General features: G+C 33.2%; 25 protein-coding genes. 10 read left to right on the forward strand and 15 right to left on the reverse strand.

Features of this window, described 5'->3' with window-relative positions:
- Window positions 1-64 precede the first annotated feature (64 nt).
- From RMO83_RS01185 to RMO83_RS01215, 7 genes are all read left to right on the forward strand, one after another.
- A complete protein-coding gene (locus tag RMO83_RS01185; RefSeq protein ID WP_310557840.1) occupies window positions 65-946 on the forward strand; it encodes a DUF4835 family protein in 882 nt (293 codons plus the stop codon).
- A gap of 52 nt (window positions 947-998) precedes the next feature.
- The gene (gene recN / locus RMO83_RS01190; protein ID WP_310557841.1) at window positions 999-2,651 is read left to right on the forward strand and encodes a DNA repair protein RecN; all 1,653 of its coding nucleotides are present in this window, start codon (window positions 999-1,001) and stop codon (window positions 2,649-2,651) included.
- Window positions 2,652-2,727: 76 nt separating this feature from the next.
- The gene (gene fabV, locus RMO83_RS01195) at window positions 2,728-3,918 is read left to right on the forward strand and encodes an enoyl-ACP reductase FabV (RefSeq protein ID WP_310557842.1); all 1,191 of its coding nucleotides are present in this window, start codon (window positions 2,728-2,730) and stop codon (window positions 3,916-3,918) included.
- 104 nt (window positions 3,919-4,022) lie between these two features.
- Complete coding sequence (locus tag RMO83_RS01200) at window positions 4,023-5,021, forward strand: glycosyltransferase (RefSeq protein WP_310557843.1); 999 nt, start codon at window positions 4,023-4,025, stop codon at window positions 5,019-5,021.
- Between the two features lie 573 nt (window positions 5,022-5,594).
- A complete protein-coding gene (gene coaE / locus RMO83_RS01205) occupies window positions 5,595-6,176 on the forward strand; it encodes a dephospho-CoA kinase (protein ID WP_310557844.1) in 582 nt (193 codons plus the stop codon).
- Window positions 6,177-6,250: 74 nt separating this feature from the next.
- Window positions 6,251-7,834 (forward strand): HAMP domain-containing sensor histidine kinase, encoded by a 1,584-nt coding sequence (locus RMO83_RS01210; protein WP_310557845.1) that lies wholly within the window; start codon window positions 6,251-6,253, stop codon window positions 7,832-7,834.
- Window positions 7,835-7,837: 3 nt separating this feature from the next.
- Entirely contained in the window at window positions 7,838-8,542 is a 705-nt protein-coding gene (locus RMO83_RS01215) for a response regulator transcription factor (RefSeq protein ID WP_310557846.1), read from the forward strand.
- Between the two features lie 50 nt (window positions 8,543-8,592).
- Here the strand turns inward: RMO83_RS01215 and RMO83_RS01220 are convergent, their stop codons facing one another.
- The 10 genes from RMO83_RS01220 to RMO83_RS01265 form a co-directional block, all read right to left on the reverse strand.
- On the reverse strand, window positions 8,593-9,333 hold the full coding sequence (locus RMO83_RS01220; protein ID WP_310557847.1) for an acyl-ACP thioesterase domain-containing protein: 741 nt from the start codon (window positions 9,331-9,333) through the stop codon (window positions 8,593-8,595).
- Window positions 9,334-9,350: 17 nt separating this feature from the next.
- Window positions 9,351-9,905, reverse strand: coding sequence for an outer membrane beta-barrel protein (locus RMO83_RS01225; protein ID WP_310557848.1), 555 nt, complete (start codon window positions 9,903-9,905; stop codon window positions 9,351-9,353).
- A 41-nt stretch (window positions 9,906-9,946) separates the two neighbouring features.
- Window positions 9,947-10,603 carry a DUF2606 family protein gene (locus RMO83_RS01230; protein WP_310557849.1) on the reverse strand — a complete coding sequence of 219 codons (657 nt, stop codon included), beginning with the start codon at window positions 10,601-10,603 and terminating at the stop codon, window positions 9,947-9,949.
- Window positions 10,604-10,651: 48 nt separating this feature from the next.
- Window positions 10,652-11,551, reverse strand: coding sequence for a tRNA (adenosine(37)-N6)-dimethylallyltransferase MiaA (gene miaA, locus RMO83_RS01235; RefSeq protein WP_310557850.1), 900 nt, complete (start codon window positions 11,549-11,551; stop codon window positions 10,652-10,654).
- A gap of 85 nt (window positions 11,552-11,636) precedes the next feature.
- Window positions 11,637-12,998, reverse strand: coding sequence for an exonuclease domain-containing protein (locus RMO83_RS01240; protein WP_310557851.1), 1,362 nt, complete (start codon window positions 12,996-12,998; stop codon window positions 11,637-11,639).
- 92 nt (window positions 12,999-13,090) lie between these two features.
- Window positions 13,091-13,765 carry a YggS family pyridoxal phosphate-dependent enzyme gene (locus RMO83_RS01245; RefSeq protein ID WP_310557852.1) on the reverse strand — a complete coding sequence of 225 codons (675 nt, stop codon included), beginning with the start codon at window positions 13,763-13,765 and terminating at the stop codon, window positions 13,091-13,093.
- 72 nt (window positions 13,766-13,837) lie between these two features.
- On the reverse strand, window positions 13,838-14,728 hold the full coding sequence (locus RMO83_RS01250) for a 3-hydroxyacyl-CoA dehydrogenase NAD-binding domain-containing protein (protein ID WP_310557853.1): 891 nt from the start codon (window positions 14,726-14,728) through the stop codon (window positions 13,838-13,840).
- Between the two features lie 57 nt (window positions 14,729-14,785).
- Window positions 14,786-15,301 carry a DNA adenine methylase gene (locus tag RMO83_RS01255; RefSeq protein WP_310557863.1) on the reverse strand — a complete coding sequence of 172 codons (516 nt, stop codon included), beginning with the start codon at window positions 15,299-15,301 and terminating at the stop codon, window positions 14,786-14,788.
- A 49-nt stretch (window positions 15,302-15,350) separates the two neighbouring features.
- Window positions 15,351-16,037 carry an HNH endonuclease gene (locus RMO83_RS01260; RefSeq protein WP_310557854.1) on the reverse strand — a complete coding sequence of 229 codons (687 nt, stop codon included), beginning with the start codon at window positions 16,035-16,037 and terminating at the stop codon, window positions 15,351-15,353.
- 54 nt (window positions 16,038-16,091) lie between these two features.
- Entirely contained in the window at window positions 16,092-17,057 is a 966-nt protein-coding gene (locus RMO83_RS01265; protein WP_310557855.1) for a Gfo/Idh/MocA family oxidoreductase, read from the reverse strand.
- Window positions 17,058-17,188: 131 nt separating this feature from the next.
- On the opposite strand from RMO83_RS01265, the gene RMO83_RS01270 reads away from it, so the two are divergent.
- Window positions 17,189-17,836 (forward strand): protein-L-isoaspartate(D-aspartate) O-methyltransferase, encoded by a 648-nt coding sequence (locus tag RMO83_RS01270; RefSeq protein WP_310557856.1) that lies wholly within the window; start codon window positions 17,189-17,191, stop codon window positions 17,834-17,836.
- 74 nt (window positions 17,837-17,910) lie between these two features.
- Here the strand turns inward: RMO83_RS01270 and RMO83_RS01275 are convergent, their stop codons facing one another.
- Together RMO83_RS01275 and smpB are read right to left on the reverse strand one after the other, a co-directional pair.
- Complete coding sequence (locus tag RMO83_RS01275) at window positions 17,911-18,960, reverse strand: Fic family protein (RefSeq protein WP_310557857.1); 1,050 nt, start codon at window positions 18,958-18,960, stop codon at window positions 17,911-17,913.
- 83 nt (window positions 18,961-19,043) lie between these two features.
- A complete protein-coding gene (gene smpB, locus RMO83_RS01280) occupies window positions 19,044-19,496 on the reverse strand; it encodes an SsrA-binding protein SmpB (RefSeq protein ID WP_103806326.1) in 453 nt (150 codons plus the stop codon).
- Between the two features lie 70 nt (window positions 19,497-19,566).
- Between smpB and RMO83_RS01285 the strand changes: the two genes are divergently transcribed.
- Entirely contained in the window at window positions 19,567-19,797 is a 231-nt protein-coding gene (locus RMO83_RS01285; RefSeq protein WP_310557858.1) for a VF530 family protein, read from the forward strand.
- Here the strand turns inward: RMO83_RS01285 and RMO83_RS01290 are convergent.
- From RMO83_RS01290 to RMO83_RS01300, 3 genes are all read right to left on the reverse strand, one after another.
- A complete protein-coding gene (locus tag RMO83_RS01290) occupies window positions 19,794-20,351 on the reverse strand; it encodes a DUF3575 domain-containing protein (RefSeq protein WP_310557859.1) in 558 nt (185 codons plus the stop codon). The two genes, RMO83_RS01285 and RMO83_RS01290, sit on opposite strands and share 4 nt — an antisense overlap.
- Window positions 20,352-20,438: 87 nt before the next feature.
- On the reverse strand, window positions 20,439-20,990 hold the full coding sequence (locus tag RMO83_RS01295) for a GNAT family N-acetyltransferase (protein ID WP_310557860.1): 552 nt from the start codon (window positions 20,988-20,990) through the stop codon (window positions 20,439-20,441).
- Window positions 20,991-20,993: 3 nt separating this feature from the next.
- Window positions 20,994-21,848 carry an aldose 1-epimerase family protein gene (locus RMO83_RS01300; RefSeq protein WP_310557861.1) on the reverse strand — a complete coding sequence of 285 codons (855 nt, stop codon included), beginning with the start codon at window positions 21,846-21,848 and terminating at the stop codon, window positions 20,994-20,996.
- A 513-nt stretch (window positions 21,849-22,361) separates the two neighbouring features.
- Here RMO83_RS01300 and thrS point away from each other — a divergent pair.
- On the forward strand, window positions 22,362-24,308 hold the full coding sequence (thrS, locus tag RMO83_RS01305) for a threonine--tRNA ligase (protein WP_310557862.1): 1,947 nt from the start codon (window positions 22,362-22,364) through the stop codon (window positions 24,306-24,308).
- Window positions 24,309-24,332 lie beyond the last annotated feature (24 nt).

The raw sequence follows: 24,332 nt of genomic DNA on the forward strand, positions 1-24,332 counted from the left end.
GCTATAAAAATGGTGATGAATTGCGAACTCCCATAGTACATTAAATGATAAATAGTAACTCCGTATGACTAGAATAATTCTTTTTTTCTTAATGCTTACTTTTGGAAGTGCTCATTCTCAGGAGTTAAATTGCACAGTTACTGTAAATACCGAAAAATTATCAAACGCAAATCAGCAAGTTTTTAAAACGCTTCAAACTTCATTAAGTGAATTTGTTAATCAAACGCAGTGGACTGGACAAGTATTTAAGCAAAATGAAAAAATAAATTGCTCGATGTATATTATTATTAATTCTTATGAATCTGATAAATATACTGCTACCATCCAAGTTCAATCTTCTCGACTTGTTTATAATTCCTCTTATTCAACTCCAATATTTAATTATAACGATAAAGATTTTAGCTTCACGTACACACAGAATCAGCAGCTAATCTTCAATCCAGCTGAATTTGAATCGAATTTGGTTTCAATAATTTCTTTTTACAGCCACATAATTATAGGATTGGACGTAGATACTTTTACACCGCTTGGTGGAAATCCTTTTATAGAAATCGCTCAAAATATTTCAAATGTTGCTCAGCAAAGTGGTAATAAAGGTTGGAATCAAGCAGATGGTCTAAATAGCAGGTATTTTTTAGCAAATGATTTATTATCCCCTGTTTATAAGGAACTTAGGGAATCATCTTTGTTGTATCATTCGGGTTTAGATTTAATGAGTCAGGATGTAAAGGCTGCTAAAGAAAAAATTAAATCATCATTGCTAAATATTGGAAAACTGAACTCGGTGAAACCAAATGCGTTCTTGACTCGTGTATTTTTTGATGCCAAATCCGACGAAATTGTTTCTATTTTCTCGGGTGGACCTAATATTCCTATTGCAGATTTAGTAGAAAGTTTAAATAAAACATCTCCGTTAAACTCTAGTAAGTGGGTGAATATTAAATAGTAAATGCCACTTTACTTTTTTAATTTTACGATTTATTTCAAAAATTATATCAATGATAACTTCGCTGTCAATAAAAAACTATGCGTTAATTGAAAAATTGTCTATCGATTTTTCTAAAGGATTTTCGATTATTACAGGAGAAACAGGTGCGGGAAAATCTATAATTTTGGGCGCCTTGGGATTGGTATTAGGGAAAAGAGCCGATTTAACTTCGCTTAAAAACAAAGAAGAAAAATGCGTCATTGAAGCTCATTTTGAAATCTCGAAATACAATTTATTATCTTTTTTTCAAGCCAATGATTTAGATTATGAAGACGAAACCATCATTCGTCGTGAAATTCTTCCATCGGGAAAATCCAGAGCCTTTATCAATGACAGTCCCGTAAATTTGCAGGAATTGCAGGAGTTGAGTTTGTTTTTGATAGACATTCACTCACAACATCAAACCCAGGAACTTTCAGAAGAAAAAGTTCAGTTCGAAATTATTGATGCTATTGCTGCTAATCAAGAAGGTATTTTAGAGTATCAAACGCTTTTAAAAAATTATAAATCCGATAAATCGAAGTTGAATTCGTTGCTTAAAAAACAAGCGGAATCGTACAAAGAAAAAGAATACAATACTTTTTTATTAGACGAGTTGATTTCTGCCAATTTGAAATCTGGCGAGCAAGAAACTCTTGAAGCTGATTTTGAAAAACTAAATAATGTCGAAATCATTAAGGAATCTATTGATAAATCTTTGGCTATTGCTAATGAAGAACAAATAGGAGTGATGCACAATTTGAAGGAAATCAAGGTGTCCCTGCAAAAAATTGCCGCTTTTTCACCTGAATATTTTTCATTTTTAGAAAGAATTACAAGTCTTACGATAGAATTTGATGATATTTCGGATGAATTGAATCGTTGTTCTGAGAAATTGATTAATGATCCAGAACAATTAGAACTCATCAGTCAGAAGTTGCAACTGATTTATAATTTGCAAAAGAAACACCAAGTTTTTACCGTTGATGAGTTGCTAGAAATTCAAACCAAATTGGAAAATTCAGTTTTAGAATTAGGAAATTTGGAACACGAAATAGCTTCTTTGAGCGAATCTATTAAGCAAAACACAGAATCTTTAGATACGTTGTCAAAAGCGATACATGAGAAAAGAGTAAAAGCAGTTCCCGTATTATCTCAAAAACTAATTTCGATTTTAGAGACTTTGGGAATGCCCAATGTTCGTTTTAAAATGGATTTAAACCTGTCTTCAACCTATTTCGAAAATGGAAAAGACGAACTTCAGTTTTTGTTTTCTGCTAATATAGGAACCGATTTTGGATTGTTGAAAAAAGTGGCTTCCGGCGGCGAAATGTCAAGGATTATGCTTGCAGTAAAAGCAATATTAGCGCGATATTCAAAACTACCAACTTTGATTTTTGATGAAATTGACACGGGAGTTTCAGGGGAAATTGCCAATAGAATGGGCGAAATCATGAAAGAAATGAGTCAGACGATGCAAATATTTTCGATTACCCATTTGCCTCAAATTGCGGCAAAAGGAACGGCACATTTCAAAGTTTCTAAATCAACAGTGGGCGAAGATACTCAATCAGAATTGCGATTATTATCTAGCGAAGAGCGCATTGTCGAAATCGCGCAAATGTTATCAGGAACCGTTGTTTCGGATTCCGCATTAAACCACGCAAAAGCCTTGTTGAATTAGTCATTATAATTTATATTTGTCGCCAATGCAAAAAAACAACAAACAATTAACAACAAACTATAAACAATAAACCATAATGAATATAGAACCAAGAATGAGAGGCTTTATTTGCACAACTTCACACCCAACTGGATGTGCGCAAAGTGTGAAAAATCAAATCGAATATATTAAATCGAAAGGAGCTATAAATGGTCCCAAAAAAGTTTTAGTCATTGGAGCTTCAACCGGATTTGGTTTGGCTTCAAGAATTACATCAGCCTTTGGTTCTGATGCTGCAACAATCGGCGTATTTTTTGAAAAACCTCCCTTTGCTGGAAAACCAGGTTCGCCAGGTTGGTACAATTCGGCAGCTATTGAAAATGAAGCTAGCAAAGCAGGTTTGTATGCCAAAAGTATCAACGGAGATGCCTTTTCAAATGAAATTAAAAAACAAACGCTAGACCTCATAAAAGCTGATTTGGGTCAGGTAGATTTGGTTATTTACAGTTTGGCTTCGCCAGTTCGCTTGCATCCTGTAACGGGAGTTTTGCATCGTTCGGTTTTGAAACCCATTGGCGACACCTACACCAATAAAACCGTAGATTTTCATACAGGAGTTGTGACAGAAATTAGTATTGCAGCTTGTCAAGGTGACGATATTGCCAATACCGTTGCCGTAATGGGTGGCGAGGATTGGTTTATGTGGATTGAGGCGCTGAAAGCGGAAAATCTTTTGGCTCCCGGAGTGAAAACAGTTGCCTATTCTTATATTGGACCAACATTGACCGAAGCGGTGTATAGAAAAGGAACCATTGGACGAGCCAAAGACCATCTTGAAGCTACTGCTTTCTCGATTTCAGATAGCTTAAAAACTATAGATGGACAAGCATTTGTATCGGTGAATAAAGCATTGGTAACGCAGGCTAGTTCAGCGATTCCTGTCATTCCGTTGTATATTTCTTTGTTGTATAAAATAATGAAAGAAGAAGGAATTCACGAAGGTTGTATCGAACAAATTCAACGTTTATACCAAGATAGATTGTACATAGGCGAGCCAATTCCTACCGATGAAAAAGGTAGAATTCGAATTGACGACTGGGAAATGCGTGACGATGTTCAGGAAAAAGTAGCTGCTTTATGGCAACAAGCCACCACCGAAACTTTGCCTGAAATAGGAGATTTACCAGGGTATAAACAAGATTTTCTTAACCTTTTTGGTTTTGGGTTCGACGGTGTAGATTATAAAGCAGATGCGGACGAAATGGTTGCGATTCCTAGTATTGCGTAAGTATTAAATTACAGGTTTAAATACAAAATTATCAAAACCATCCGCCGCGGCGGATGGTTTTTTTGTGGATAAAAGTTTATCTTTGTTAAAAATTATTCAAAAACATGTTGTTTTCTTTAATCATACCCGTTTACAATCGACCAGATGAAGTGGATGAACTGCTAGAAAGTTTATCGCAACAGGATTATACCGATAATTTTGAAGTGGTAATAGTTGAAGATGGATCTACTTTGAGATGTGATGATGTGGTACGAAAATATGCTGGAAAATTGCACTTATCCTATTCTTTTAAGGAAAATTCAGGACCCGGAGATTCTAGAAATTACGGAATGATAAAAGCAAAAGGCGATTATTTTATCATTTTCGATTCAGATTGTATTATTCCGCAACGTTATTTGACGGAAGTTGCTACCGCGCTAAAAGAAAGTTATGTTGATTGTTTTGGTGGACCGGATGCGGCTTTGGATAGTTTTTCGGATATTCAAAAAGCTATCAATTTTGCGATGACTTCTTTTCTTACTACTGGCGGAATACGCGGTGGTTCGGAGAAAATTGATAAGTTTCAACCTAGAAGTTTCAATATGGGATTATCTCGAAAAGCATTTGAAGCCTCGAATGGTTTTGGGAATATTCATCCAGGAGAAGATCCTGATTTATCCATCCGATTATGGAATTTAGGTTTTGAAACCAAACTTTTCCCCAAAGCTTATGTGTATCATAAAAGAAGAATCGACTGGGAGAAATTTACAGTTCAGGTTAATAAATTTGGCAAAGCCAGACCAATCCTCAATAGTTGGTATCCTCAGTACAATAAGCTTACTTTTTTCTTCCCATCGGTTTTTATAATTGGTCTATTTTTTGCGGTAATCTTGTTGATTTTTACATATGATGTATTTCTCCAATTGTATTTTGTGTATTTTTTGATAATTTTTTTGGTGTCAACTTATAATAATAAAAGTTTCAAAGTTGGATTATTGTCCATAAAAGCAGTTTGGAAACAATTTTACGGTTATGGAACTGGGTTTATAGAATCCTTCATCAAAGTCATTATTCTGAATCAAAAACCGCAAGACGCATTTCCGGAGTTGTTTTTTATAAAATAGGTTCTTCAATAAAAGTTTGTGAAGTTTTTCAACCACATAGTTTTTGTTAGGTCATTATAGAATTAATTTCAGAAAGTTTCACTTTTAACCTAAACTCGATTAATATTGAAAAGTTTAAACCACATAGAAAAATTATTAATTTTTAATAGAAAGGCGCTTTGCTTATCATAGATTTCATAGCGAAGTAAGAGGAATCAATTAATGTTACATTGAAACAATTATACATTTAATCTTACCATATAAGGCATATAAGTTCACATAAGCCATACAATCAAAAACTTAAATGTTCTTATATGTCTTATATGGTAAAAAAAACAACACTATTTTGTTCTCACTACTTATGTGTAAATAAAATACTTATGAAAAACTTTTTGCATTATTATCTTTTTGAGTCTATGTGGTTAAAAATTAATAATTGAGTTCTGGTTTTTACATAGTATTCATACCTACTATGTGCAAAAAGTATTTTCTATGAGAATCTTTTTTTACTTTCAATTTTAACTAATTTTCTATGTGGTTAAAATTTGTTTTAATTTTGTTTTCATACAAAATCCAGAAGAACCAAATAATAAAATGACAAAAATAATTGGATTAACAGGAGGCATCGGAAGTGGAAAAACCACTATCGCCAATCATTTTATAAAGGCGAATATTCCGGTATATATTGCTGATGATGAAGCAAGAAAACTTATGCAGTCGTCTGAGATTAGAGAAGTAATAAAAAAAACTTTTGGAGATTCTATCTTCGATGACGCCATATTAAATCGAGAAAAATTATCTCAAATTGTATTTAGTGATCCTGAAAAATTAAAACTACTCAACTTAATTATTCATCCAGCGGTAACAAAAAATTTCCAAGATTGGGTTTTGAACCACAAAAAAGCTCCGTTTGTTATTTATGAAGCTGCCATTTTATTTGAAAGCGGAAGTTATAAGAATTGTGATGTGATAATTACTGTTACAGCACCAATAGAATCAAGGATTCAGCGAGTAATTCAACGCGACAATACCACACGAGAGCAGGTTTTAAAGCGAATACATGCGCAATGGAATGATGATAAGCGTATTGCTAAAAGCGATTTTGTTATTGAAAATTTGGATCCTATAACTACAAAAACACAAATCGACAAAATTCTTAAAATTTTGAATATTTAATAATTAGATTGAACGCTGTTAATCTTTGGTTAAATTATTATTATTTATATTGTTAAAATACTAACTTTGTATTGATGAATAAATTGTTTTTTAGAATACTGGTTTTATTGATGAGTTTATCCTTAATCGGGATAATTTTAGTTCAAGTTTATTGGTTTAATACCTCGTTAAAAAATAATGACGAGCAGTTTAAATTTCACGTTAAATCAGTAATCGGAACTGTGGCCGATAAGCTTCAGGAACAAGAGGCTTATAGTTTCTTTGATAAGTATAATAGGTATAAAGATAGTACGGGTAAAATTCCACAAAAAGTTGATCTATTGGAGTTTTACTACATTCAGAAGAATCACGAGAATAATACCACAACAGTTTATTCAAATGTTTTAAAAGCAGATGATTTTGATATTACTGCCTCAATTTTTGGAAAAAAATTAGATAGTGTAAGATTTAAAAGCTTTAATTCTAAACGAGTTACCGAAGTGTACAACTCAAATAAAATTGATAATTCAAGTGTTCAAAAGGATATGACACCTGATTTGAAGATTGAGAAAACAGGGAGTTTAGATGTTTTAGATAAAGCGCAGTTTGAAATTTTCTTTAAGGATATTGCATCCACGATGCCTTTGCAAGAGAGAGTTTCTAAGGACGCTTTAGAAAAATTATTAAGGAAAGAATTAGTAAAATATGGCGTTAATACAAAATTTGAATTTGGAGTTTTTAGTAGTGGTTTAGCAACTAAAGTAAAATCGGATGGGTTTGTTTATGATGCAAATAATACGTATTCTATTCCAATATTTTCAGACAATGAAGGAAATAATAAATATCAATTATTAGTTTCATTTCCAAATAAAAAGAAGTTTTTGCTTTCGGATTTAGTTGGAATAACATTATTATCGATCATTTTTACGCTCATCATTATTATTGCTTACACAAGTGCATTGAATCAGTTAATTCGTCAGCGCCATATATCGGAGATAAAATCAGATTTTATTAACAATATGACTCACGAATTTAAAACACCAATTGCAACTATAAATCTAGCTTTGGACGCTATAAAAAATCCAAAAATTATAGGAAACGAGACTATGGTACTCAAGTACCTTCAAATGATAAAGGATGAAAATAAACGGATGCATGCCCAAGTGGAAAATGTGTTGCGAATTTCAAAATTAGAGAAAAAAGAACTGGACATTAGCAAAGAAACGGTTAATATTCAAGAAGTTATAGAAGATGCAATCGAACATGTTAATTTGATTTTAGAAGATAGACAAGGTACTATAACCAAACATTTTGAAGCGGAACGGACAAATGTTTTGTTGAATGAAGTTCATTTTATTAATGTAATTGTGAATATTTTGGAAAATGCCGTTAAGTATTCTCCAAATATTCCAAAAATTGACATCTTTACTGAAAACGTAAAAGAAATTTTGATTATCAAAATCAAAGATAATGGAATAGGAATGAGTAAAGTAGCTCAAAAGAGAGTTTTTGAAAAATTCTATCGTGAGCATACAGGAGATTTACACGATGTAAAAGGTCACGGACTAGGATTAGCGTATGTAAAGAAAATTATTGACGACCATAACGGTCAAATTTATGTAGAAAGTGAAAAGGGAAAAGGGAGTACCTTCATAATAAAAATACCATTAATAAATTAAGATATGGAAAATGTAAATAAGAGAATACTTTTAGTTGAAGATGACCTCAATTTTGGTGCGGTTCTAAAAGATTATTTAATGCTAAATGACTTTGATGTCACGTTGGCAAAAAACGGAATGGAAGGCTTTGAAAAATTCAAAAAAGACAATTACGATTTGTGTATTTTGGATGTAATGATGCCCTATAAGGATGGCTATACCTTAGCCAAAGAGATTAGAGAAAAAAATCAGGAGGTGCCTATTATTTTCCTAACTGCAAAATCTATGAAAGAAGATGTATTAAAAGGATACAAAGCTGGTGCTGATGATTATTTGAACAAACCTTTTGATTCAGAAGTTTTATTGATGAAAATTAGAGCCATAATTCAAAGAAAATCTTCTGTAACTCAAGCAGAACCAGTTCAGTTTGAATTCAATGTGGGGAAATTTCATTTGAATTCTAAACTTCGATTTTTGTCTGTCAATGAGGAGGAACCAGTAAAATTATCTCCAAAAGAGAATGAATTATTGAAAATGTTGATTCTTCATGAAAATGATTTGATGCCAAGAGAATTGGCTTTGACCAAAATCTGGAGAGACGATAACTATTTCACTTCCAGAAGTATGGACGTGTATATTGCCAAGTTGAGAAAATACCTCAAACTAGATCCAAATGTGGAAATTCTCAACATTCACGGTGAAGGATTTAGATTAGTTGTGAAAAAATAATTTTTTTAAGAAGATAATAAAGGCTTCGAGAAATCGGAGCCTTTATTTGTTTATTTCAAGTTCAGTTGCAAAGCAAAACAGGTTTTATCGTCTTTAGTAATGCTAAATATCATAGCTTTAGAAGTCAAATTTTCGTGAATGACTACCTTGTCTTGTATCGATAACTCCTTCAAGAAATTCATTTCAAAACTTTCAATTTTTTGATTTAATATTATTTTTTCGTCAACAAAATCCAAACACCATTCTAAATATTTCACGTTATTTACGTGATTGACAATATCTAAATCCGAAAGTACAACCCTTTTTTCAAAAACCATTTCGGTTTCGTTATTGACGTTAATTTTGGAAAAAGGAATTTGAGTTGCTTTTTGTTCAGGATACAATTCAAAATGTTCAAATGGCAAAGCCAATGCTTCTGGTCGCCTGATTTTAGTATTGAAAACAGCCCAATATGTTTCGCAACCTATCATTTTTTTCCCGTTGACATACAATTCCAAGGCACGAACGGAACGGGAATTTTCTAGTGTGTTGATCCAAGTTTTTATCGTGACAATGTCTTTCCATTTTGGTAATTTAGTCATTTCGACCCTCATTCTGCTTAAAACCCAAGCCTGATTGAATTCCTGCATATCCGAAAAACTGATGCCTCCAATTTCAGAATGAGCTGCTGCAGTCAATTGTAGAATGTTGCATAAATCGGTGTATTTTAAATAACCATTGGGAAGACATTGGGTGAAATTAATTTCCCAATCTTTGCTAAAAATTGACGTGAAATTTGGTGAAATGGGCATTTTTTTACGGATATATTTTAATTTATTTTAAATCCAATATTGATTTGGAGCATTTTTGAATTGTCATAGAAGGAAACAAATTCGGGAGCAGTTTTGATGTCGTAACTTGAAGACACATATCCAAATCCTGCAAATGCTGAAATTGTTTTGTCTAATTTATAATCAACACTACATCCAATTCTGAAATCATTTCCTGTTTGATGTCCAAAGCTTCTATCTCCGGATTTAAAGTTTAATTTTACTGAACCATAACCTAAATAAGGCTGCAAATAAAGTTCATTTGAAAGTTTGAATTCATATTCCAAGAGTCCGTAAACAGCATTATATCGGCTACTTCCTATGTTACCAGCTCGGGAAACATCTGTAATTGAATAGCCAATATAGTCATAGCCCATTCCTAGTTTAAAATGGTGCACTTCTATGAAGTTCAAATTTGTACCTATTCCAATTTTTGATTCATTAGCCTCTGCTAAATAGTTGTTTCCAAAGTTATTAGGAGCTATTATGTATAAAGTTAGTTCTGGTTTAAAAGTCACTATACTTTTGGTTTTTTTGTCTTGTCCGTAAGACATATTTAAGCAGAATAAAATTAAGAAGATTTTATATTTCATAACTAGTAAGTAATTGTATAGTTTACTTCATCATTAGCTATCGGGATTGAGATGCTTTGAACAGTTGAACCATTATTTGAATAATCAATGATTGTGTATTTTACGATAATGGTTTGATTTTTTAGTACATTATAATAGGTTTGTAAATTATTAGGATTATTATCTATTGGGTTTAAAACGATCAAATCATTAAACTGTTTTCCGTCTATTTGAAGGCTTGTTAGTTGTTTATTTGTCGAAGTTTTATTTAAAAGCAACCTAAGTGTAGTAATCGATTCCTTTTTGTATAATGTTATATTCTTTAATTCCAACTTGTAGTTTTCGAAATTATTTTTATCAGCAATAATCTCTATCGCGTGAAATTCATTTGTTTCCTTTTGCATGTTGTTGACTGAGATTGAAAAATTATATTCTCCTTGTGGAGTTGGAAAAATCAAAGTAAAATTTCCATTTTGATCGGATTTTCCAAAGGAAATCAAATCGCTTGGAGTGTATGGATCATCGCTATAGATTGTAATATCAATATTTTTATTCGAAATCGGGTTCCCATTTTCATCAATAATTTTCCCAGTTACTACAATTTTGGTTTCTCCATCGTACTGAATTTCGCAAGACGTTACTAAAAATAGTAAGCAAATCAATAGTATTATTTGTTTCATTTCAAATAAATTAAGGTTGTCTAAAGATACAGACTATTTGTAAGAAGTTTAGCTTTTTAATTTTATATATTCGATGATTTTATTCCTATCTGTCAAATAATCAAACCATTTTGTGTTTTCATTTCGTTTGAACCAAGTGAGTTGGCGTTTTGCAAATCGGCGCGTGTTTTTCTTGATTTCTTCGATGGCAAATTGTAATGATATTTCGCCTTCAAAATAGGTAAATAATTCTCTATAGCCCACAGTTTGTAATGCATTCAAATTTTTGTGTGGGAATAATTCTTTGGCTTCCGCCAATAAACCTTCTTCCAACATAAGGTCGACACGATGGTTTATTCTATCGTAAATTATACTTCTTTCAGCTTCCAAACCAATGAGGATAGGAGTGAAGTTGCGAGTGTTTTTCTTCTGGTTTAAAAACGATGAATAGGGTATTCCGGAACCAATGCAAACTTCCAAAGCTCGCATCATTCTTTGTGGATTTTCTTTGGCTACGACTTCAAAATAGTTTGGGTCTCGTTTTTCTAATTCGCTTTGCAAGTATTCGATTCCCTGTTTTTCATAATTAGAAGTTACTTCCTCCCGAACGGAAGTTTCAATTTCAGGGAAATCGTCAAAGCCTTTCAAAACGGCATCTACATACAATCCTGAACCGCCAACTAAAACAACATAATCATTGGTTAAAAATAACTCATCGAGTGTGGCAATGGCTTCTTTTTCGAAATCGCCAACGGAATAATTCTCAAAAATGGATTTGTTTTGGATGAAATGATGTTGTGCTCCTGCCAATTCTTCAGTCGTTGGAACTGCCGTTCCGATTTTCATTTCTTTGAAAAATTGTCGGCTGTCGCAGGAAATAATCTCGCAGTTGAAATGTTGTGCCAAGGCGATGCTTAAGGAAGTTTTTCCTATGGCTGTTGGTCCCACTATGTTGATTAGGTACTTCATATTTTTTAGCCCCGATAGTAGAGGAAATCCTCCCGATTTTTCTTCGGGAGATTGGAACGAATAGCGGGATTAGCTTCAAAAAAAATTAAAATTTTATCACTTTTAAAGTTTTACTTTTCCGAATATAAGCCTGAATAATATTTCGAGTATCCCGATTGTTTTGCATTGGGATAAGGATGTTTTTTAGGATGTCGATATGGGTAATTTGGTGATTCAAATCATAAAAAGCGTAGCCTTTGTAAATTCCGTTTTCTATCAAAACTGCACTGTGTTCGCCGCTATTTCGTCCTTTATCGATGAGTATCATATTGTTGTCCTCGAAGCTATTTTTCTCGATAAATTCTTGTACTCTTAGATTGTATTCTTCAGGCAAAATGGTGCCAATACAAGCTCCATCACATTCTTTTATTTTGTACTGAAAGCATTCATTTTTAGTGATGTACAATCCCGTATATTTTTGGCACAAATGGTAGTGAGCTGTAATTCTAAATAGGGCATTTTTGGCTTCTTGCAGGGAAGCAAAAGAGGTAATTTCTTTTTTGCGACCATCTGCTTTTTGCAAAGTTAAATTCAAGTAGCCCTTTTCATCTTTCTCAGCATACAGCGCAAACTGAAAAATACTCTTTCTTTGCGCCCGATTAAGCATAGGTTTGTTGATTTTTATTTCCTCGCTTTCTTTCAGTAAAGCAATGAGTTCGCTGCCAGTTTCATCATAGGTTACGGTATAAACTTCGGTTTGAATTTTTTTGCATTTGGTTGTAGTTCCTGTAAAATGCTGATTGATGCGTTTTTTTATGTTTCGGCTTTTGCCAATATAAAATAGCTTTCCTCTTTCGTCGTGAATGTAATAAACACCTGTTCTTGAAGGCAGACTTTCGATAATATCCATCAGTTTTGGAGCTATTCCTTTTTGGATTTCAAATTTGATATGGGCTGCGACAATTTCTTTGTTTAAATCTTTGTCCAAAAGCATTTTAAACAATTTTACGGTTGCCAATGCATCGCCACTAGCACGATGTCTGTCAGCCATTGGAATTCCTAGTGCTCGAACTAATTTACCCAAGCTATGTGAGGGTTGTTCGGGCAATAATCTTTTGGATAATTCGACCGTGCAGAGTGTCTTTATATTGAAATCATAACCCAAACGGCGAAATTCAGTGCGAAGAATTCGATAATCAAAATCGGCGTTGTGGGCTACCAAAACACAATCATTGGTCATTTCAATAATGCGTTTGGCCACTTCAAAAAACTTTGGAGCTGATTGCAACATTGTATTATTAATTCCTGTCAGTTTCACTACAAAAGACTGAATCGGAATTTCGGGATTGACTAAGCTGATGAACTGATCCACGATTTCGTGACCATCAAATTTATATATGGCAATTTCCGTAATTCCTTCTTCGTTGAATTGTCCTCCGGTGGTTTCTATGTCGAGTATTGCGTACAAAATAAGTGTTCAGTGTTCAGTTCCGATAGCTCTCGGAATTAATGTTCAGTTTTCTAATCTGAATTCAAAAATCGTTAATCTTAAATCAAAAATCAAATTCGTTCCCCAAAGATACTACTTCCTATCCGAACCATCGTACTTCCGCATTCAATTGCGAGTTGATAATCGCCAGACATTCCCATTGAAATGGTTTGCAACGTAGAGACGCGATTAATAGCGTCTGTATTATCTAATCGCAATTTATCAAAAATCGTTTTCAAATGTGTGAATTCTTTCTTGATTTGGGTTTGATTGTCCGTGAAAGTGGCCATTCCCATTATTCCCACAATTCGAATGTTTTTCATTTCCTGAAATGTTGCCGAAGTGATAATCTCGTCGAGTTCTTTTTCATCAAGTCCGAATTTAGTTTCTTCTTCAGCGATATATATTTGAAGCAAACAATCGATAATTCTATTGTTTTTTTTAGCTTGTCTGTTGATTTCTTCCATTAATTTCAAACTATCTACACCGTGAATCAAACTTACAAAAGGCGCCATAAATTTCACCTTATTTGTCTGAACGTGACCTATCATATGCCATTCGATGTCTTTTGGCATTGCTTCCCATTTCTCGGCCATTTCTTGGATTTTGTTTTCTCCAAAAATGCGTTGACCCGCATCGTAAGCTTCCATCAAATCTGGAATGGGTTTGGTTTTAGAAACAGCAACTAGTGTTACGGTTGATGGTAAAGTGGATTTTATTTTGAGGAGGTTTTGTGCTACTGACATATTTCAATTGATAATTAATAATTGACAGTTAATAATTAAAAAAATTATCAATTATCAATTATCCATTTTTAATTATTTGATAAACTGTTTCGAGATTTTTTCTGCTTTCTTACTTTCGCTATAATCATAAAAACCTTCGCCAGATTTTACTCCTAGTTTTCCGGCGCGAACCATATTGACCAATAAAGGACAAGGCGCATATTTTGGGTTTTTAAAACCGTCGTACATCACATTCAAAATGGCTAAACATACATCCAATCCAATAAAATCGGCTAATTGCAATGGTCCCATCGGATGTCCCATTCCGAGTTTCATTACCGTGTCAATTTCATAAACACCGGCTACTTTATTGTATAATGTTTCTATGGCTTCGTTTATCATTGGCATCAAAATTCTATTGGCAACAAAACCCGAATAATCGTTGACTTCAACTGGAGTTTTACCTAGTTTTTCGGATAAAGTCATAATGGTTTTCGTCACTTCATCACTCGTATTGTAACCTCGAATGATTTCGACCAATTTCATAATGGGCACAGGATTCATAAAATGCATTCCAATAACGCGTTCCGGATGAGCCACAACAGCACCAATTTGCGTGATAGAAATGGAAGAAGTATTGGTTGCCAAAATCGTATTATGCGAACAAACTTCATTCAATTGTTTGAAAATATTGAGTTTTAATTCCACGTTTTCCGTTGCAGCTTCAACCACTAAATCAACACCAACAGCGCCGTCTTTGATGTCAGTATAAGTGATAATGTTATTGATGGTTTTGAATTTTTCTTCTTCGGTGATTGTTCCTTTAGCAACCATTCGGTCTAAATTGGCAAAAATAGTTGCCATTCCTTTATCCAAAGATTTCTCGGAAACATCGATTAATTTGACGGTAAAACCACTTTGTGCAAAGGTATGTGCAATTCCGTTACCCATTGTTCCTGCTCCGATTACGGCTATTATATTCATATTAAGCCCCCTAACCCCCAGAGGGGGAATTCCTATTAGAGGTAAATAGGATTTTAATTAATTCTTTTCTAAAATGTGCAAGAATTCAGTTGTACTGCTTGCTGTGTGAATTCTATTTTCGGTTTTATCGGCTTTAAATCGTTGGTAATTGGTGGTTACCAAATCGTATTTTCCGTATTTGGACATAATAGTTCTAATTTCGTCTTCCGACATTAAACCTTCGTTGTTGTAACTTAAAAAAGTATAATTGAAATTAGCATTTTTTACCAACTCTTCAAAGGATTTTCTAACATTTGTTTTGCTGCAATAATCTGAACGATGGTAATCTCTAAGACCTGTTTTTCCTTTTGGAATAAAGGTGTCGTATTTTGCTATTGTGTTCAATAAGTGATAATTAGATCCGTATTGGCGAGCGTTATAAGGCGGGTCCAAATATAAAATATCGCCGTCAATTTTCTTTATTAAAAGATTGCTATCTTCGTTGAAAACCTCGTGTTCGTTATCATTTATGGAGAAAATGGCAGGTTCCAAAACAAGGTTTTTCTGAGCTGATTTTTTGATTTTTTTGTTAATTTAAATTCATATCATTTACTAACATTGATGTTTCTTGATTTTTTTTAACTTATCCTTGAAAAATATATTTTTTATGATATTCCAAAAAATCTTCTCTGCCAAATATTGGTAAATCAACGATAATTTGTTTGTGATCAATATTTAATTTTTTTATATTTTCTTTCGAAAGTTTATTAGAAATAAGAATTTCTTTAGCTAATGAAAACGTGATTAGTCCAACTCCCTTGTCAAAAAGTTTATCAAATAATGGGGACAATAAAAAGCCGTTTTTAGGGTTAAGTCTTTCGTCATTATTACTGTGAATCCACGGTTTTATATGACTTGCAACTAATAAGCGTTTCTCATTAATTCCAGTAATTGGACAATAATTCATTTCTTTAAATAAATTATTTCTAAAATCATTTTGCCCAATTCTGATTTTTTGTTGTGAAAGTTTTTCGGTTAAATCTCTTTTTTTAAAGACAATTGATTCATTTTGCACTTCAAACCTTCCAAGATCATTAGAATCAATTTTATTCACAAACTCTGTTAATGCATACACACCTTTTGCAATTCTCGTAAATCTGGGATCCCTCTGGACACGTTCTTGAATAGTATTATGCGGTGTTTTTCCAATGATTTTCGATTTGTCTTTAAATCGCCAAATATTTTCATACAGTAATTTTAGTGGTGCGAAATTACCATTTTCAATCATTATTTGTTCAATTGCTTCTGAGTATGTAAAATCTATTTTCAAAATTTTATTTTAAATTGGAAGGATTAATAATGATGGAGTATTTTATTTAAAATATTACTTCTTAAAACAATCAATAATCTGGTAAGCAACCCTTAAAGCTTCTGTCGCTTGTTCCAATGTAACCACTGGAGTAGTGTCATTATTGATAGCATCGGCAAAAGATTCCAATTCGTCAAGAATGGCATTGTTTTGCTCCACATCGGGATTCGAAAAGTAGATTTGTTTTTTTACGCCTTCGGCATTTTGTAGAATAATATCAAAATCTCCAGGTATTTCGGGAGCGTCTTTCATTTTTACCACCTCACATCTTTTCTCCAAGAAATCTACAGAAATATAAGCATCTTTCTGGAAGAAACGTGTTTTGCGCATATTTTTCATTGAAATTCGGCTCGCAGTCAGATTGGCAACACAACCATTTTCGAACTCAAGTCGAGCATTGGCAATATCTGGAGTGTCACTAATTACCGAAACTCCACTGGCGTGAATATCTTTCACTTTCGATTTGACAACACTCAAAATAGCATCTATGTCGTGAATCATTAAATCCAAAACTACAGGAACATCCGTGCCACGAGGATTGAATTCCGCTAAACGATGGGTTTCAATAAACATCGGATTTTCGATCATTTCCTTGGTCGCTTTGAATGCAGGATTGAATCTTTCGACGTGACCTACTTGACCTTTTACATTATATTCTTTGGCTAAAGCAATGATTTCTTCGGCTTCAGCAACGGTATTTGAAATGGGTTTTTCTATAAAAACGTGTTTGCCAGATTTGATGGAAACTTTGGCACATTTGAAATGCGAAAGTGTGGGCGTTACAATATCGATAACATCGACGGCGTGAATTAAAGTTGCGATTGTGGAGAATTGTTTGTAGCCAAATTCTTTGGCTACTTTTTCCCCATTTTCTTGGTTTTCATCATAAAAACCAACCAATTCATATTTTTCGGATTGTTGTAACAATCTTAAATGTATTTTTCCGAGATGCCCAGCACCTAAAACGCCTACTTTTAACATAAAAATGATTTTCAACAAATATAAAATTTATTTGTTTATGGTCTATATTTTGTTGTTTAAAGTTTTGGAAATACTTACTTGATTTTTGAAATTTTTAAGTTTATTTTTGCCGCAATTAATCGCTCCAAATTTTGAAAGATACTGCCAAACATCAAGGACTTCGCAATCAATTAGTAACTCTTTTGAAAGAAAAAGGAATTATTGACAAAGGTGTTTTGGAAGCTATTAGTAAAATACCAAGACATCTCTTTTTGAATTCTAGCTTTGCCGACTATGCCTATCAAGACAAAGCGTTTCCTATTGGTGCTGGACAAACTATATCGCAACCATATACGGTGGCTTTTCAGAGTCAGTTATTAGAAGTAAAAAAAGACCATAAAATTCTCGAAATAGGAACGGGTTCTGGCTATCAAACTGCAGTTTTGTGTTTAATGGGAGCTAAGGTTTATAGTGTCGAAAGGCAAAACGAATTATTCAAACAAACTTCTGCTTTATTGCCAAAATTAGAAATTGGAATACGTCCAAAACATCTTTCTTTTGGCGATGGCTACAAAGGATTGCCCAATCATGCGCCTTTTGATAGCATTATTGTTACGGCTGGTGCGCCAATAATTCCGCAAGCCTTGATGGCACAACTAAAAGTAGGAGGAAGGCTAGTGATTCCGCTTGGCGAAGAAAAACAAATTATGACTTTGCTTATAAGGAAAAATGAAACTCAGTTTGAAAAACACGAATTTGGAGATTTTAAATTTGTGCCTTTATTGGAGAATAAAAATTAAATTCCAACTCAAATCCTTCCCACACGTGCGATAGCGAACTGGCGAAGCAAAGAGAAGGGAGCTGAAAATGGATTTTATTGACCAATAATTTCAAGATAACGCTCTAAACTTTCTTTCTCAGTTTGAGCAATAAATAAGAGAAAATCTTCCTTGTTATTTTTGGTTTGAGCGGTTTCCAGAGCATTGTAATATTGCATTCTAGAGTCATAATCTCCTTTAATATTAGCAATGACGTAACCGTTTTGCAACAAAATTAAATTCATCACCAAACGCGAAGTTCTACCATTTCCATCAATAAAAGGATGAATAGTAACCAAACGTTCGTGAAGTTCTGCTGCCAAAACTATTGGATGTAAAGCATTTTTATTGGTTTCATACCAAATAAAATAATCTTCCATTTCCTTAGAAACTAAAAAAGGTTGCGGTGGCATAAAAGAACTTCCTTTAATCATCACTTGTACTCTACGATATCGCCCTGCATCTTCGGGATTAATACCACGAAGAATCAAGTTGTGAATAGATAGAACTTCTCTTTCATTTAAAGATGTATTTTTTTCCATCAAATGCTTTATATAAGCAATCGCTTCCTGATGATTGATAGCTTCCAGATGTTCACGCATACTTTTACCAGAAATAGTCAAACCTTCGTTGATAACCAAATCAGTTTCTCGAAGAGTGAGCGTGTTTCCTTCAATGCGATTGCTTTCAAAAGTATATTCGAGTTCTAATGCTTGAGCAATTCTATAGCTGTCAAACTGACGAAATTGATCCAATTTTGCTTTCAAAACATCTATTTGATTAATAATAGACAATAAGTTCTTGGAAATTGAATTCTTTACAGCAACATAGTTGTTTTCCAATTCTTCACGAACCATATTCATTGCTTTCATTGCAAATTCATCTTGACCAATTTCGTAAAGAATTTTCTCTTTGAGCCAAGCCACCATCAATGTTTCATAGTCGATTTCTAATAAAGAAGCCAACTTTATAACTTGATCTTTGGTAGGTTTTCTTGAACCATTTTCAAATTTGCTGATCAAAGCTTGATCGATTCCTAAAAGCTGTGCCACTTCTCTTGTCTTTAATCCTTTTTGCTCACGTGCATTTTTGAGTAATGTTTTCATTAATAATTAAGATTAAAATTGTCTTGACAAATTTAGTCATAATTTTTTAATAAAAAAAAACATTTAAAGAAAATTACAATTTATTAAAATGATTTCTTTATTCTATCGAGATCGCGCTTAGTATCTTGTTCTTTAAGCGATTCGCGTTTGTCGTAGGTTTTTTTTCCTTTACAAAGTCCAATTTCTAGTTTTGCCATTCCTTTTTCATTGGTAAATAATTTTAAAGGAACTATAGTCAAACCTTTAGCTTGAACACTTCTTGCCAAACCTTTCAATTCTCGTTTGTTCAGCAAAAGTTTTCGTTCGCTTCTGGCTTTGTGGTTGAATTGGTTGCCAAAAGCATATTCTTCAATGTAAGTATTAATTGCAAAAAGTTCTGTGCCATTAAATTCGCAAAAACTTTCAGTGATATTGGCTTTTCCTAAACGAATCGATTTTATTTCGGTACCAGCCAAAACAATTCCGGCAGTAAATTTTTCGATTATTTCATAATCGAAACGGGCTCTTTTATTGAGAATGTTAATTGTTTTTAGCATCGGATTGCAAATGTAGATACAATTGAATGAAACGCCAAAGAAATCTAAATAAATGCCCTAAATTTGTAATATGGAAAAGCTACAATCAAAAGATCCGCTTCACGGAATTACGTTGCAAAGAATTTTGGAACAACTTGTGGATTATTATGGATTCGACACTTTGGGCGAATTAATCAAAATTAAATGTTTTACAGATAATCCAAGTATAAAATCGAGTTTAACTTTCTTAAGAAAAACGGATTGGGCTAGGAAAAAAGTCGAAGAATTGTATATAAAAACTTGTTCGAAGTTCACAGTCTAGTTTAATCGATACGATATCATAATTCCTCCTCGATAAGGAATCCATTCTCCGCTTTTGTTGCGTCCCACTGCTTTGTCAGGGCCAAATCTTTCACCAGTTTCAATATAATAACTGTGATAAAATCCTTGATGTGTCCCTCCACCCAAGAAAAAATCAAGCATAAATCGGTCATTTAATTTTTTTTCATATCCAATAGTTGCACCAATTCTGTATCCGACTCCTATTTGATGTATTCTAGCAGCATAATAATTCCATTTTGTAATATTGTAAGCGTCAAAACCAGCATTAGCTCCTGCATAAAAGCCATTATATTTTTCTCTAAAATGGTATCGATATTCTGGAGTGAACATATAAAATTCAAACGGTCTGCCATTGATAGAACTCCAAAAAGAGGCTACAATATCAAACTGAAAGGTCGATTTTTTACCAATGCTAGTTTCTATGCCAATATTTGGAACTAAAGCCAAAGCTGTTACTGCATTCCCTTTTATGTAAGTTTGACTTTGCGAAAAGAAAGAAATCAAAAGTAAGCTAAAAATGAATAATTTTTTCATATTTTTTTTGGGGTTTAATAAAATGATTCTTTTACTCGAATCATTTAGTTTTGCGAAATTAGATAATTTTTTTAGAAAAATTCATAATTAGTATTTATTCAAAAGTGAGTAAATCGCGGAATCTATAAATTGGCCTTCATAATATTCGTTTTCTTTGAAATGTGCTTCTTTTACAAAACCATTTTTTTGCAATACTTTCTCAGATGCAATATTTTCCGGATCAATAATAGCTTCAATTGAATGCAATTTCATCACTTCAAAACCATAATTTACAACTTCTTTTAAGGCTTCGGAAATGATACCTTTTCCGTGATATTCTGGAAGTAGCATATAACCAATTTCTGATCTGAAATGTTCTGGTTTTAGTATATAATGACCAATAATTCCTATTAGTTTTGAGTTTCCTTTTTGAGTAATTGCCCAATTTATTCCTTCGTTCGAATCTATTTTTTCATCTATTGCAGTGATATGCGCTATTGCTTCTTCTTCGGTTTTTAGCAAAGGTCTTGGAATATATTTCATGACTTCTTGATCTGACCGAAGTGCGAAAATTTCGGCTACATCTTCCTTAACAACTCGTCGTAAAACCAAACGCTCGGATTGCAGCTTTTGAAAAGGTAAAAAATTAATGTCTAACATATTTTACAAAATTTCGATACTATAATTTGATTTAAATGTTTTCTGTTTTTCCAAAAGTTGAATCCCTTCCTTTTTTGTAAATTCAACATGCTCATGCAAGGTATCTGAGTATCCAAACCACGGTTCAATACACAAAAAAGGAGCATTTACAACCGTCCAAATACCTAAATTGGGAAAATCACTAAAATTAACTCTTAATACTGGGTTTGCATTTTTTAAAATGGTTATTGATTTAGATTTCAATGTTTTAAACACTAAAGCATCCTTTTCGAATAAATTATATTTTAATTCAAGTCGTCTATTATTAAGGGGAAGATTATTTGTACTATTAGAAATTAAACCGTTTTCTAAAAGATGGTAATTTAGAATTTCATCTTTTTGAAATTCAAGACTGTAGTTTTCAAAATCTCCTGGCAAGGCAAATGCAGGATGAGCTCCAATAGCAAAAGGCATTGTTAAATCATTATTGTTAATAACTTTATAATTGATATTTAATTTATTGTCTTCCAAAGAATAACTAATTTGTAATTCAAAATCAAATGGATATATTTTTTTGGTTTCTATTGTTGAAGCTAGAGAAAATGTCGCACTTTCTGCCGTTTTTTCTATTAATTCAAATGCCATTTCTCTTGCAAAACCGTGTCTGTTTAACTTAAATTGTTTTGAATTATATGAATAAGAATTGTGCTTTAATGAACCAACAATTGGAAACAAAATTGGCGAATGTTTTCCCCAAAATGTTGGATTTCCTTCCCAAATATATTCTTTATTTAGGTCACTTTTTAAAGAAAATACTTCAGCTCCCACGTGTTTTATTTGAGCTGATAAATTAGAATTTGAAATTGTTGTAGTCGTCATAAAGGTCTGGAGAATGTGAATTTTAGAATGTAAATATATTTATAAATTTAGATTTGTACATTTAAATCAGAAAAATCTATAATTAATTAATTTTTAATTAGTGGTTCCTTATAAGTGATTTGAGCTTGTACTAACTTTATTGCTTTTAAAATTTTCTACACTTAAATTTTCAATAATTGAATATGCGACTCTGATATCAAAATATTTTGTGTAGTTTAAGTCTTTAGGTATTATTGTGATAAATTTCAAACTCAATTTTATTTACAATTTATAAAAACATGGTTACACTAAGTCTTTAGAATAAATCTTTTTTGGTCAATCTCAAAGGTAATGCTTAAGTTAAAAGCTCACTTTTTTTGCGTAATTTATAACGTGGTGAGACAAAACCTTTATTACAAAAAAAATATCACGAAAAGGCAAACATTCAAAATCGTATTGAATCACATTAATGATACATATATTTTGCTTGTGTTTTTGTAATGCGTTATATTTGCAGTCACAAAATTAAAAACAATGATTAAGATTAGTTTGCCCGACGGGTCAGTTAGAGAGTTTGCAGCAGGAGTAACTCCAATGGATGTTGCTATTAGTATTAGCGAAGGATTTGCCAGAAACGTGATTTCGGCTTCTTTTGATGGTACAATTGTTGAAACTACAACTCCTTTGACGACGGACGGCAGTCTTATATTATTTACTTGGAATGATGAAGGTGGTAAAAAAGCTTTTTGGCATTCGACTTCGCACGTGATGGCGCAGGTTCTTGAGGAAATGTATCCGGGGATTAAATTAACCCTTGGGCCAGCAATAGCTAATGGTTTTTACTATGATGTAGATTTTGAAAACCACAAAATCACTGATGCTGATTTCAAAAAAATTGAAAATAGAGTCTTAGAAATCTCAAGAGAAAAACACGAATTTAAATTGCGTCCTGTTTCTAAAGCCGAAGCTTTGGAGGTTTATAAAGACAATGTTTATAAAACGGAGTTGATTTCGAATCTAGAAGATGGAACCATCACTTTTTGTGATCATTCTACTTTTACTGATTTGTGTCGTGGTGGTCATATTCCGAATACTGGAATCATTAAGGCAATGAAAATAATGAGTATCGCCGGTGCTTACTGGCGTGGTGATGAAAAAAACAAGCAATTAACTCGTGTTTATGGCGTTTCTTTTCCAAAACAAAAAGACTTAACCGAATACTTAGAGTTGTTGGAAGAAGCCAAACGGCGCGACCATAGAAAACTAGGAAAAGAATTGGAATTATTCGCTTTCTCGGCAAAAGTGGGTCAAGGATTGCCTTTGTGGTTACCAAAAGGTGCTGCTTTGCGTGATCGTTTAGAGCAATTTTTGAAAAAAGCACAGAAAAAAGCGGGTTATGAGCAAGTGGTAACGCCACATATTGGACAAAAGGAATTGTACGTGACTTCTGGTCATTATGCTAAATACGGTGCAGATAGTTTTCAACCCATAAATACTCCAGCCGAAGGCGAAGAGTTTTTGTTGAAACCAATGAACTGTCCTCATCACTGTGAAATCTATAATGTAAGACCTTGGTCGTACAAAGATCTACCAAAACGTTATGCTGAATTTGGAACCGTTTATCGTTACGAACAAAGTGGTGAATTGCACGGTTTGACTCGTGTAAGAGGTTTTACTCAGGATGATGCACATATTTTCTGTACTCCGGATCAATTGGATCAGGAGTTCAAAAACGTAATTGATTTGGTATTGTATGTTTTTGGTTCGTTAGGATTCGAAAATTTTACTGCTCAAATTTCGTTGCGTGATCAAGAAAACAGAGAAAAATATATTGGTAGCGACGAGAATTGGGAGAAAGCAGAAAATGCGATTATCAATGCTGCTGCCGACAAAGGATTGAAAACTGTTGTCGCTTATGGTGAAGCGGCTTTCTATGGTCCAAAACTGGACTTTATGGTAAAAGATGCTCTTGGAAGACAATGGCAATTGGGCACCATTCAGGTAGATTATAACTTGCCAGAGCGTTTTGAATTGACTTACAAAGGTTCAGACGATCAGTTGCATACACCAGTTATGATTCATAGAGCACCTTTTGGTTCAATGGAACGTTTTATCGCTATTTTAATCGAACATACAGCAGGAAAATTCCCGCTTTGGTTAATGCCTGAACAGGCTATTATATTGTGTTTGAGTGAGAAATATGAAATATATGCAAAAAAAGTTTTAAATCTGCTAGAAAATCACGAAATTCGCGCACTAATTGACAACAGAAACGAGTCAATTGGAAGAAAAATTAGAGATGCAGAGATGCAGAAAACCCCGTTTATGCTGATTGTAGGCGAGGAAGAAGAGAAAAACGGAACCATATCCATACGTCGTCAAGGACAAGAAGGAAATGGCAATATGAGCGTCACAATTGAGGAATTTGCTGCAATTGTAAACGAAGAAATAGGCAAAACATTAAAAACATTTACAGTTTAACTTAAATTATAAAGTCATAGCAAT

The sequence above is a fragment of the Flavobacterium sp. genome, from assembly GCF_031423415.1.
Classification (GTDB): Bacteria; Bacteroidota; Bacteroidia; order Flavobacteriales; family Flavobacteriaceae; genus Flavobacterium.

Coding starts and splice junctions, on each gene's coding strand:
- RMO83_RS01245 (WP_310557852.1), bottom strand. CDS start 13,765: ATGTCAGTAGCACAAAACCTCCTCAAAATAAAATCCACTTTACCATCA.
- miaA (WP_310557850.1), bottom strand. CDS start 11,551: ATGAAGTACCTAATCAACATAGTGGGACCAACAGCCATAGGAAAAACT.
- RMO83_RS01225 (WP_310557848.1), bottom strand. CDS start 9,905: ATGTCTTACGGACAAGACAAAAAAACCAAAAGTATAGTGACTTTTAAA.
- RMO83_RS01285 (WP_310557858.1), top strand. CDS start 19,567: ATGGAAAAGCTACAATCAAAAGATCCGCTTCACGGAATTACGTTGCAA.
- RMO83_RS01290 (WP_310557859.1), bottom strand. CDS start 20,351: ATGAAAAAATTATTCATTTTTAGCTTACTTTTGATTTCTTTCTTTTCG.
- RMO83_RS01210 (WP_310557845.1), top strand. CDS start 6,251: ATGAATAAATTGTTTTTTAGAATACTGGTTTTATTGATGAGTTTATCC.
- RMO83_RS01200 (WP_310557843.1), top strand. CDS start 4,023: ATGTTGTTTTCTTTAATCATACCCGTTTACAATCGACCAGATGAAGTG.
- RMO83_RS01265 (WP_310557855.1), bottom strand. CDS start 17,057: ATGTTAAAAGTAGGCGTTTTAGGTGCTGGGCATCTCGGAAAAATACAT.
- coaE (WP_310557844.1), top strand. CDS start 5,595: ATGACAAAAATAATTGGATTAACAGGAGGCATCGGAAGTGGAAAAACC.
- smpB (WP_103806326.1), bottom strand. CDS start 19,496: ATGCTAAAAACAATTAACATTCTCAATAAAAGAGCCCGTTTCGATTAT.
- RMO83_RS01215 (WP_310557846.1), top strand. CDS start 7,838: ATGGAAAATGTAAATAAGAGAATACTTTTAGTTGAAGATGACCTCAAT.
- RMO83_RS01230 (WP_310557849.1), bottom strand. CDS start 10,603: ATGAAACAAATAATACTATTGATTTGCTTACTATTTTTAGTAACGTCT.
- RMO83_RS01295 (WP_310557860.1), bottom strand. CDS start 20,990: ATGTTAGACATTAATTTTTTACCTTTTCAAAAGCTGCAATCCGAGCGT.
- RMO83_RS01220 (WP_310557847.1), bottom strand. CDS start 9,333: ATGCCCATTTCACCAAATTTCACGTCAATTTTTAGCAAAGATTGGGAA.
- RMO83_RS01185 (WP_310557840.1), top strand. CDS start 65: ATGACTAGAATAATTCTTTTTTTCTTAATGCTTACTTTTGGAAGTGCT.
- RMO83_RS01250 (WP_310557853.1), bottom strand. CDS start 14,728: ATGAATATAATAGCCGTAATCGGAGCAGGAACAATGGGTAACGGAATT.
- recN (WP_310557841.1), top strand. CDS start 999: ATGATAACTTCGCTGTCAATAAAAAACTATGCGTTAATTGAAAAATTG.
- RMO83_RS01300 (WP_310557861.1), bottom strand. CDS start 21,848: ATGACGACTACAACAATTTCAAATTCTAATTTATCAGCTCAAATAAAA.
- fabV (WP_310557842.1), top strand. CDS start 2,728: ATGAATATAGAACCAAGAATGAGAGGCTTTATTTGCACAACTTCACAC.
- RMO83_RS01275 (WP_310557857.1), bottom strand. CDS start 18,960: ATGAAAACATTACTCAAAAATGCACGTGAGCAAAAAGGATTAAAGACA.
- thrS (WP_310557862.1), top strand. CDS start 22,362: ATGATTAAGATTAGTTTGCCCGACGGGTCAGTTAGAGAGTTTGCAGCA.